General features: G+C 37.2%; 10 protein-coding genes. 8 read left to right on the top strand and 2 right to left on the bottom strand.

The features are described 5' to 3' along the window. Window positions 1-1,274: tetratricopeptide repeat-containing sulfotransferase family protein (locus ACSHXM_RS19625; RefSeq protein ID WP_435691711.1), on the top strand; the 1,274-nt coding region annotated here is incomplete at its 5' end. A 69-nt stretch (window positions 1,275-1,343) separates the two neighbouring features. On the opposite strand, the gene ACSHXM_RS19620 is transcribed toward ACSHXM_RS19625, so the two are convergent. Further along, complete coding sequence (locus tag ACSHXM_RS19620) at window positions 1,344-1,982, bottom strand: RpiB/LacA/LacB family sugar-phosphate isomerase (RefSeq protein ID WP_435691709.1); 639 nt, start codon at window positions 1,980-1,982, stop codon at window positions 1,344-1,346. Between the two features lie 267 nt (window positions 1,983-2,249). On the opposite strand from ACSHXM_RS19620, the gene ACSHXM_RS19615 reads away from it, so the two are divergent. Genes ACSHXM_RS19615 through ACSHXM_RS19605 form a run of 3 tightly spaced genes read left to right on the top strand, consistent with a single transcriptional unit; the run spans window position 2,250 to window position 4,550 of the window. Next, entirely contained in the window at window positions 2,250-3,128 is an 879-nt protein-coding gene (locus ACSHXM_RS19615; protein ID WP_435691707.1) for a 23S rRNA (adenine(2030)-N(6))-methyltransferase RlmJ, read from the top strand. A 38-nt stretch (window positions 3,129-3,166) separates the two neighbouring features. Beyond that, a complete protein-coding gene (locus ACSHXM_RS19610; protein ID WP_435691705.1) occupies window positions 3,167-4,027 on the top strand; it encodes an acyl-CoA thioesterase domain-containing protein in 861 nt (286 codons plus the stop codon). A 1-nt stretch (window position 4,028) separates the two neighbouring features. Then, window positions 4,029-4,550 (top strand): gamma carbonic anhydrase family protein, encoded by a 522-nt coding sequence (locus tag ACSHXM_RS19605; protein ID WP_435691703.1) that lies wholly within the window; start codon window positions 4,029-4,031, stop codon window positions 4,548-4,550. A gap of 8 nt (window positions 4,551-4,558) precedes the next feature. Here the strand turns inward: ACSHXM_RS19605 and ACSHXM_RS19600 are convergent, their stop codons facing one another. Next, window positions 4,559-5,185: a DUF922 domain-containing protein gene (locus tag ACSHXM_RS19600; protein WP_435691701.1), complete on the bottom strand. Its 627-nt coding sequence runs from the start codon at window positions 5,183-5,185 to the stop codon at window positions 4,559-4,561. Between the two features lie 430 nt (window positions 5,186-5,615). Between ACSHXM_RS19600 and ACSHXM_RS19595 the strand changes: the two genes are divergently transcribed. From ACSHXM_RS19595 to ACSHXM_RS19580, 4 genes are all read left to right on the top strand, one after another. Continuing rightward, the gene (locus ACSHXM_RS19595) at window positions 5,616-6,296 is read left to right on the top strand and encodes a GntR family transcriptional regulator (RefSeq protein WP_435691699.1); all 681 of its coding nucleotides are present in this window, start codon (window positions 5,616-5,618) and stop codon (window positions 6,294-6,296) included. Then, on the top strand, window positions 6,292-7,167 hold the full coding sequence (gene prpB, locus ACSHXM_RS19590; RefSeq protein WP_435691713.1) for a methylisocitrate lyase: 876 nt from the start codon (window positions 6,292-6,294) through the stop codon (window positions 7,165-7,167). Before ACSHXM_RS19595 ends, prpB begins: the two co-directional genes overlap by 5 nt. A gap of 15 nt (window positions 7,168-7,182) precedes the next feature. Next, a complete protein-coding gene (prpC, locus tag ACSHXM_RS19585) occupies window positions 7,183-8,307 on the top strand; it encodes a bifunctional 2-methylcitrate synthase/citrate synthase (RefSeq protein WP_435691697.1) in 1,125 nt (374 codons plus the stop codon). A gap of 54 nt (window positions 8,308-8,361) precedes the next feature. Continuing rightward, a partial coding sequence (locus ACSHXM_RS19580) for an aconitase family protein (RefSeq protein ID WP_435691695.1) occupies window positions 8,362-8,984 on the top strand: 623 nt, incomplete at its 3' end.

The raw sequence follows: 8,984 nt of genomic DNA, 5'->3' as shown, positions 1-8,984 counted from the left end.
AAGTAGCTCAATATGACCAAAGTGTTTCGTTACTCACTAAAGCCTGTCATTTATTACCAAATGAACCCACTGCATTAAGACTATTATCTGAGGCTTTTAATGAGGTTCATTCAGAAATAGATGCTTTAACCGTATTGGAATACGGTGTTAAAACATTTCCTCTAAGTGCAAACATGTTTTATCAGTTGGCATTACAACAGATTATGTTAGGTAAATTTGAAGCGGCAATTAGTTCATTAAACAAGGTCATTGGAATGGGAGATGGAGAAATTCTTTCATTTACCTACCATGAACTATCTCGATTAGATTATATTTTTCCAAAGTCTGACATAGACTGGTTAAACGCTAGGTTTAATTGTGATTCAAGTCAACTTAAAGAAAAGTCTGTAATTCAGTATACCTTAGGTAATTTTTACGAAAGTAAGGGGGAATACAAACAAGCTTGGAGAGCCTTTACGCAGGCGAATAGATTGCAATTACAACAATGTAATTTCAAGACTAATGAATTAACGCCATTTTTTGAGCTCATTAAAAATACCTTTAGTAAAAACATTACTAACGAAACTGAGCTTGATACAAACAATCTCATTACGCCCATTTTTATTGTTGGACTACCTAGAACTGGATCAACCTTACTTGAACAAATATTGGTTAAACATCCCAATGTTGGTAGTGCTGGTGAAGTGAATTATTTAAGCGCCCAAGTGAGCGACTATCTATTTCAAGAAACGTCTACACATTATCCTGAGTCAGCTATGATGCTTACTGAACAGATCAAAACAAAAGCGGCTGAAATTTATTTGAACCTGTTAAGTAGGCATACTCAAAACAAACAATTTGTTATTGATAAACTGCCAGCAAATTTTCAATCAATTGGTCTTATAAAAAGCTTATTCCCTCAATCCAAAATATTACATATACAAAGAGACTTCACTCAAGTTCAATTATCTGTGTATAAAAATAATTTTGCCGTAAACGAACCGTATTTTTGTGATCTAGAGGAATTTAGAACCTACCATGCCCTGTATAAAGACTTGATGGAACATTGGCATATAATGTCTAGCAATACCATTTTTGATGTCGATTACCTAGATTTGGTAACCAAACCAGAGAAAACAATTAGAGAAATATTAGATTTTTGTGGAGCGACATGGAGTGATAGGTGCCTGGAGTCTAATAAGAGTAATAACCCGGTCAAAACGTTGAGTAACATACAAGTTAGACAGCCAATGTCACCGTCTCAAAGTTGGAAGCCTTACCTTGATTACCTGTGATAAGAAATAAAAGCTACAACAATGCAGCTTTTATTGTATGTATTATCAATAAAACTAAAAAACGATAAGTTAAGATATTAACGACTTTACATAATTTGCTAATTCGTCATCTTGGCAGTTATCAAAGAAACACGTTTGGAAACGTTCGCCAGACACAGCGGTTTTAACTAAAGATGGGTCAATGCTTTTTAATATATCTAAGTAATTATCTTTCAATACTGCAGCTTTCACTTCAGACAAAATACCAGCATTGGCTACCTGAGGGGCTTTACGTTCAATTGGGTATCCAGCACCACGTTCTCCCGTTAGTGCTTTTTCAAATATATATTCTAAGTTTAATTCAGCACCCCAGCCAAATCCCTTCGCGAAGGCTAGTGCTAGTGCATTTCCGTTGTTTATTTGATTAAATAAAAACGCATCTGATGGATCTAAACAGTAACCACAATATACACCAGGGTGTAAATTAAGTGACATCATTGCACCTTGTCCAGTGCCACATCCAGCAATTACAAAATCAACAGCCTTTGAATTGATTAACAAACTGGCCATAATTCCTAGATGAATATACGTAAGATGGTGATCATTTTCGTCACTCATACCTACGTTAAAAACGTCATGTTTTAATGGTGTAGCGACTTTATTAAGTTGTTCTAATACGGTTGGGTTTTTACCAGCTTGGCTGTTTTCCATCATTAAAGCGATTTTCATATAATAATTCCCCTAATTTAACTGTATGAAGTATGACAAGAATATAACACTGTAAACATACTAAAAATATTGATAACTGATAAATAGGCTATACAAATTTTAGATAAGTTAAAACCTAGGTCATTGGAAAAAATATACCGTTCTCAACTTACTAATAGTAATGATTAATCATATAATGCTTGAAAATGTAGACTGAGAAGATTCGTTTTTACTAATATCAGTTCTAATTAACAACCACTAATAGATTAGTGTTAGCAGGAGTGCCATTTGTTCAGTTATCGCCACAGTTTTCACGCTGGGAATCATGGAGATGTCATCAAACATCTTTGCCAAATGTCTATTATTGATAAACTAAAAGAGAAAGATAAAGGCTTTACGTACATTGATACACATAGTGGAGCAGGAATTTACCAGTTGAATTCAAACGAATCTCTTAAGACTAAGGAGTTCGAATCTGGTATTACAAGTCTAATCCGTTATCAAGGTGATAATGACCTCATCAATAATTACTTGTCATTAGTATCAAACTATTATGATTTTAAACAATACCCGGGCTCGCCGGAAATAAGCCGAAAAATGTTACGCTCTCAAGATCAGGGGATCTTGATGGAGTGGAGTAACACCGAGGTGAATAACCTTAAATCTAATATTAATAGTAAACAAATATCGATACATCATAGAGATGGCTTTGAAGGACTTATTGCGTTAACGCCTCCTAAACAAAAACGAGGTTTAGTTCTAATTGATCCTCCTTATGAAAATGCAGATGAATACCAAAAAGTGTTAGACACGGTAATTAGTGCCTACAAAAGATGGCCAACAGCAATATACGCAATTTGGTATCCGCTGATCCAAGATAGAACAGATGATAACGTAAACTTTAACGGTGCAAAGAGTAAAAAAGGAAAGAGTGAAAATTTATTACAACAACTTGCACAACACTCGTTCCAGAACCTATTAAAAATTGAAATGTGCTTAGATAGTGACGAAAAGAGTCAAGGAATGTATGGTTCTGGTTTAGCGATTATAAATGCTCCTTGGCAGTTAGACGTTAAAATAGAAACGTCTCTGAAAGAAGTTATGCCTCTTTTAGGGGGAGGCCCCGGGGCTTCTAGCAATGTAGAGTGGTTGATCCAGTCATCATAGAATAATGTAAATAACCGTCATATTATTGAGAAAGTTGAATGCCCGATTTAAAACTAGTTGATTTACTGACTTTGGAAAGTTTAGAAAAAGGTTTGTACCGAGGTCAAAGCTGGGATCTCGGCTTTAGAGCTCTTTTTGGAGGTCAGGTGCTGGGGCAAGCACTAAGTGCGGCAAGACAAACGTTGCCAGAATCTAGAATTGCACATTCATTTCATTCTTATTTTCTGTTACCTGGTGATGCAAATAAACCCGTCGTATTTGATGTTGAGCAAGTTCGCGATGGTAATAGCTTTTCAACCAGAAGAGTGAAAGCGATACAAGATGGTAAAAACATTTTTTATATGACAGCTTCTTTTCAAGAGCCAGAGGTAGGTCTAGAACATCAGTACGCTGAAATGCCTAATGTACCGGATCCTGAGACCCTAGAATCAGACATCAAATATTTTGAGAGGTATATTGATGAGCTGCCAACCTCATTACGAGAAGCCATCGCATACCATAAACCAATTGATACTAGAACAGTGCAAGTTATCGACCCTGGAAAACCTAAGATCCAGGAGCCAAGGCGGTTTATATGGATGAAGGCGCAAGAATTAATCGGTAGTAATGTAAGCATGAATCAAGAAATATTGGCGTACGCTTCAGATTATCATTTCTTAGCAACTTGTTTACAGCCACATGGAATTTCCATACGGGATAGGAATTTGAGAATTGCTACCATAGATCACTCAATGTGGTTCCATCATCCCTTTAGTTTAGATGATTGGCTTTTATATTGTACCCAAAGCCCTTTTACTGGTAATGGTAGAGGTCTAGTTAAGGGCCAGTTTTTTAATCGAGAAGGAAAATTGGTGGCATCCGCCATGCAAGAAGGTTTAATGCGTAGAAAAGGGGAATAATATGATTTATTCATTGGCTGATGAGCAAGTTGAAATCGCTGACAATGTATATTTTGCACCGGGAAGTCATGTCATTGGAAAAGTCCAACTAGCTAAAGATGTGAGTGTTTGGTTTAACACGGTTATTCGCGGTGACTGTGACGTCATTTCAATAGGTGAGGGCAGTAATATTCAAGATGGTTCCATTCTGCACACTGATTTAGGCGTACCTTTGACTATTGGAAAAGGCGTAACGGTTGGGCATCACGTTACGTTACATGGTTGTGAGATCGACGATTACAGTTTAATTGGTATTAACAGCGTAGTTTTAAATGGAGCAAAAATTGGAAAATACTGCGTGATAGGAGCTAATTCATTAATAACAGAAAATATGATAGTCCCAGATGGATCACTGGTGGTGGGATCTCCGGCAAAAATAATAAAGTCGGTTCCTGAAGAACAAAGACATTATTTAGAGAAATCTGCCGAGCATTATATTAATAATGCCCAGTTTTTTGATAAAGAGCTAAAGATTCAACAATAGTTAAGATGTTACAACCCCAAATAACCTCGCATAAAACTAGATTGAACAACTAAGGTTTGGCCATTTTTTAACCTAGCAAACAACTTATCATTGCCAGCGAATTTACGTCGAGTTTGTTTATCCAGTTGCAAATCTAACTTATGGATTTTATTTAAGGCCTTGTGTTTAATCGACAAGTATTCTTCTCTAGCTTTCTTACAACTTTCTGTCACTGGAATGTTTTTTATTTCTGAAACGATCTCTTCAGCACCTATTAGAGTGTTGTTGTAATGGTTTTTTTCGTGATCCAATATAAATTGTGAAAACTCACTCCACCACTTTTTGTCACTGTCGGTTAAGTCTTTACTTTTCGTCCATTTTGGCAAGGTTACTTTACCTACAACGTAAACATCTTTTGCAATAAAACGACAACCACCTTTTACAGAGCGCAGTTCGTATTCAGTATTCAAGTCCCAATCTAAAGTGGCCCATGCATTGCGCTCTCCTACCTTTGGACCAGCTTTTTTTACAAAGTTGTATAACTTGCTCACCTTGTCTACTTCAATATCGTAGTATTCATAACTGAGCGAGTTGGAGGTACTCGCATGACAAGTACCGATAAAGTAGACCATCACAAAAGTTATTAGAATCTTCATATTTATGTACCTCTCTAAACACATATGACTAAGTGTAAGTAGAAATTTAATATTTTTCTACATACGGAGCATCTCAAGGATAGTTAAATTTTATGTTTTAAAAGGCAAAAAAATGCCCAGGCTATTGCTAGTCCGGGCTTAGGGGATTGGCTCTCTCTATAGAGCCGTGCGCTAACTAAAACTTCAGCGAACTGAAGTATAAAAGCTCATGAAACTGGAACAGTTATTATAAATCTATTTTGAGTGAAAAATAAACAATTATTTACATTTATTCACACAATATGTAGACGTATTAATTACTCTTATTTGATGGGGTTTTGTTATGTAGCCAACATATATTTTTTAAGAATAGGTGACATTGTCGACAATTTGTGTTTTTATGCTCTCATAAATTAACTTAACTAAATTTTATCATTTATGTGTCGACATCATGGGTATTAATCAAGTTTCTAAGAAAGCTGCAATTACACGTGCAGATAGCGTATTTACTGATTTAAGAACAAGAATAGTAGAAGGTGATATAAAAACCGGTTCGAAGTTAAGTGAACCGGAATTGGCTAAATTTTATGAGATCAGTCGTTCTACGTTAAGAGACGCACTATCCCGAATTGAAGCTTGTGGATTAGTAGAACGAAAAGCCAACATCGGTTACAGAATAGTCACTTTGTCTAAAGAAAAATTGCTGCAGATATTCCAGGTTAGAGAATCTTTAGAGGGCATGGCTTGTCGACTAGCGGCACAAAATATGAGTGACGACCAAATTCAGGAATTACGGGCATTATTAAACAAACATCAGCAGGCTGCCCCCCTTATTAAAGGGCAAGCATATATTCAAAAAGAAGGCGACCTAGACTTTCACTATCGAATTGTTTTAGGCAGTGGTAATGCTTTATTAATAAGGTTGTTATGTGAAGAACTATATTATTTAGTTCGAATGTATCGCTTTCAATTTGGCATGCCAAGCCCTAGAGCAAAAAGAGCGTTTGGCGAGCATCAAAGTATTATTCAGGCTATTAGTGAAAAAGACGGCGAATTAGCTGAAATGTTAATGCGAAGACATATTTCAGGTTCTCGTAAAAATGTAGAAAAAAGGATGCATGATAATGATTAATGCGGGATTAAAATTTCGTCAAGCTTTAGCTGATAACCAACCTTTACAACTTGTCGGCACAATCAATGCGTATAACGCGATTATGGCAAAAAAAATAGGCCATAAAGCGATCTATTTATCTGGTGGTGGGGTAGCCAATGCCTCATATGGATTACCGGATTTAGGTATGACATCTTTAAATGACGTGTTAGTGGATGTGCAAAGAATTACGTCTGCTTGTGATTTACCTTTAATGGTAGATATCGATACGGGTTGGGGAGGGGCATTTAACATCGCCAAGACAATTAGGGATATGGAAAAGGCAGGTGCTGCAGCTGTCCATATTGAAGATCAAGTTGCCCAAAAACGATGCGGACATAGGCCGAATAAACAAATCGTATCTAACCAAGAAATGGTGGATAGAATCAAAGCCGCTGTAGATGCTAAAACCAATTCAGATTTTTTTATTATGGCAAGAACGGACGCTTTTGCGCAGGAAGGGCTGGAGTCAGCGATACAAAGAGCAAAAGAATATGTTGATGCTGGAGCGGACGGAATTTTTGCTGAAGCCATTAAAACAGAGCAAGATTACCGTGCGTTTTCAAGTGCCGTAGATGTCCCTATATTGGCGAATATAACTGAATTTGGTCAAACTGAATTATGGAATAAAAATGAATTAGCACTATGGGGGGTGGACATGGTGCTATATCCCCTTAGTGCTTTTAGAGCCATGAATAAAGCTTCAGAAAACGTGTATCAATCCATTTTATCAGAAGGTGACCAAAAGGCTGTTGTAGATACTATGCAAACTCGTATGGAATTGTACGATTACCTTGACTATCACGAGTACGAACAAAAGTTAGACTCTCTTTTCACAAAAGATAAAAAATAAAAGGCGGAATACATAATGGGATTAAGCAAACTATCTGGTGCTGGGCTTAGAGGGCAATCTGCTGGTGAAACTAAATTGTGTACAGTCGGAAAGTCTGGCTCTGGTTTGACTTATTGTGGTTACGACATTTCAGACTTAGCCGAAAACACCAGTTTTGAAGAAGTCGCTTATCTATTATTCAATGGTGAGTTACCCAACAAAACTGAGTTAACCGATTACCAAACATCATTTAAATCTCTAAGGGATTTGCCCGAAGATTTAAAACAAGTACTTAAATTGATCCCAGCAAATTCTCACCCAATGGATGTGATGCGCACCGCTTGTTCTTTTCTTGGAAATGTTGAACCCGAAACTAATTTCGAGCAAGGAAAAAACACTGCAAACCGCTTAATAGCCATATTTCCAGCGGTGATGTGTTTTTGGTATCGGTACAGCCACGAAGGTATTGAAATAGAATGTAACACAGATGAACCAAGCATCGCAGGTCATTTCCTTGCCTTACTGACTGGAAAGTCGCCATCTGAGCTTCACACAAAAGTAATGGATGTCTCTTTGATTCTTTATGCTGAACATGAGTTTAACGCCTCTACATTTGCGGCTCGTGTATGTGCATCTACTCTGTCAGATATGTATTCTTGTATAACAGGCGCTATCGGTACGTTGAGAGGGCCATTACATGGAGGAGCGAATGAAGCCGCTATGGATATGATCCAAAGGTTTGATTCACCGCAAGACGCAAAAGTTAAAATGGCTGATATGTTAAGTCGTAAAGAGAAAATCATGGGCTTTGGTCACGCTATTTATCGCACGTCCGACCCTAGGAATGCAATCATAAAAGGCTGGTCCAAAAAGCTATCTGATTCAATCGGAAATACAGAGTTGTATGATATTTCAGTTGCCTGTGAAGAATACATGTGGGACGCAAAAAACTTATTTTGTAATGCCGATTTTTTCCATGCGTCTGCTTACCACTACATGGATATTCCCACTAAGTTATTTACCCCTATTTTTGTTTGTTCTCGGGTTACAGGGTGGGCTGCACATATCATGGAACAAAGACAAAACAATAGAATAATTAGACCAAGTGCAGAATATATTGGTAGCGAACCGAGAAAAGTACGGCTGATTAACCAACGTTAATGGCTTTATGTTTTTTATTATATCTACATTAACTTTTCCTACATGGAATCTTGAATGAACTATCAATATCGCAAACCTTTACCTGACTACACCTTAAATGGTGTAAACCTAGAATTTTATGATGTTCGTTCGGCTGTTGAAGACCTTTCTCCAGGTAGCTTTTCTAAGTTACCTTATTCAGCAAGAGTTTTAGCCGAACAAATACTGCGAAAATGTTCGCAGCTAGAAATTTCAGAGTACCTGCCTCAAATTGTGTTGGATAAAACCGACACTGACTTTCCTTGGTACCCAGCTAGGGTGGTCTGTCACGACATACTAGGTCAAACGGCATTGGTTGATTTGGCTGGTTTAAGAGATGCAATAGCAGAGGAGGGCGGAGATCCATCTAAAGTCAATCCAGTGGTACCTACGCAGTTAATTGTTGATCATTCATTGGCTGTTGAACATGGTGGAGACGATAAAAACGCCTTTGATAAAAACAGATTGATTGAAGAGAAACGTAATAAAGATCGATTTCACTTTATTGAATGGACCAAAACCGCTTTTAAAAACGTTGATGTGATACCCGCAGGTAACGGGATTATGCATCAGATCAACTTAGAAAAGATGTCACCAGTGATTCAAATTAAAGATGGTGTAGCGTTTCCTGATACTTGTGTTGGCACCGATAGTCATAC

The organism is Paraglaciecola sp., from assembly GCF_051252315.1.
Classification (GTDB): domain Bacteria; phylum Pseudomonadota; class Gammaproteobacteria; order Enterobacterales; family Alteromonadaceae; genus Paraglaciecola.
This window is presented reverse-complemented; position numbering and strand designations above follow the sequence as displayed.